This window comes from Streptomyces sp. NPDC005574 (assembly GCF_040605435.1).
Lineage (GTDB): Bacteria > Actinomycetota > Actinomycetes > Streptomycetales > Streptomycetaceae > Streptomyces.
This window is the reverse complement of sequence record NZ_JBEXCW010000314.1, coordinates 1-1,536: the sequence shown is the minus strand read 5'-3', so window position 1 is coordinate 1,536 and position 1,536 is coordinate 1. Positions and strand designations below refer to the sequence as shown.

Sequence of the window (1,536 nt, the reverse complement as noted above, 5' to 3'; positions counted from 1 at the left end):
CGGTAGTTCGTTAAATCCGGTGGCGGTGTGGGTTGACGGTAGGCCGGGTTGGTCGTAGGCCGGTGGTAGGAGTCAACTTCACTGCTGGGGGCTGAAGATGACCGCTCGCCGTCCGTGTCCGCCCGCGCCGGGGCCGTTGGAGGAGTACGCGGCCCGGTTCGACGACCTCTTCTTCAGCCTGGCCCAGCGGCGGGGTTTTCGCGAGTACCTGACCGGGCTGCTGGCGCCGCGGGAGCGGAACAAGACAATCACCTGCCTGGCAGGGGCGGAGCCGGTGGCGGGTGCGGGGATGCCGGGGGTGCAGCGGCTGCAGTTCTTCCTGTCCGAGTCGCCCTGGGAGGTCGAGCAGGTCAACGACCGGCGGCTCGAGCTGCTGCGCGAGGAGCCGGCGACGGCTCCGCACGACGGCGGGGTCATCGTGATCGACGACTCCGGGGACCGCAAGGCCGGCACAGCGACCGCGCATGTGGGCAGGCAGTGGCTGGGACGTTTGGGCAAGACGGACAACGGCGTCGTCACGGTGACCACGGTCTGGACCGACGGCCGTGTGTACTACCCGCTGCACGCGACGCCCTACACCCCTGCCCATCACTTCGCCCGCGACCGCTCCGACCCGGCCTTCCGTACGAAACCGCAGCTGGCCGCTGCCCTCGCGGCCCGCGGGAAGGCGGCAGGCTTCGGCTGCCGGGCGGTGGTCGCCGACTGCGCCTACTCCGTCAGCGACACCTGGTATCTCGCGCTGCGCGAGGCCGGCCTGGCCTACGTGGTCGCGCTCAAGCCGCACCGCGGCACCTGGGCCCGGGCCGACCAGCCGCACACCCCCATCGAAGCCGCCCACGCCCTGACCTGGAAGGATGCCAAGCATCCCGGCGACTGGACGCCCGTGGAGCGTCACTTCCGCGACGGGCACACCGAGACCTGGTGGGCCGCCGATGCCCGGCTGGGCGGCTATGGCCCCACCTCACCCTGCCGGCTGGTCGTGGCCACCACCGACCCGGCCCAGCTGCCGGAGAAGGCCACCTGGTATCTGGCCACCAACCTGCCCCACCCCGATGCACCCCACGCCAAGGCCAGTCCGCACCCGCCGGCCGACCTCGCCGAGATCGTCCGCCTCTACGGCCTGCGGCCGTGGATCGAGCAGAGCTACAAACAGATCAAGGACGAACTCGGCTGGGCCGACTTCCAGGTCCGCTCCGACCGCGCCATCCGCCGCCACCAGACCCTGGTCAACTGCGCCTTCTCCTTCTGCTGGGACCAGTGGTTCGCCCCACCCGGACCCCTGGACGACACCGCGCCGGACCCCTGTCCCGACGAAGGCCCAGAGAGGGGGGCCAGACATACCCCACCAGGCCCAACAGCCCTGCTGGCCCAAGGCCTTGCGCGCCATCCGTTCCTGGCTCACCCCCGCCATCACCCTCACCCGATGGTGGCAAGCATGGACGGACACGGATCCACCCCATGAACTCCAGGCCCTGATCGACGCGGTCACCACCGGACACGGCATTGACCTCTACCTCCGGATTTAACGAACTACCG

General features: G+C 70.2%; 1 protein-coding gene. It reads left to right on the top strand.

The features are described 5' to 3' along the window. Positions 1-97: 97 nt before the first annotated feature. Positions 98-1,462, top strand: a complete 1,365-nt coding sequence (locus ABZT03_RS44425; protein ID WP_356050031.1) for an IS701 family transposase — start codon at positions 98-100, stop codon at positions 1,460-1,462. Positions 1,463-1,536: the final 74 nt, after the last annotated feature.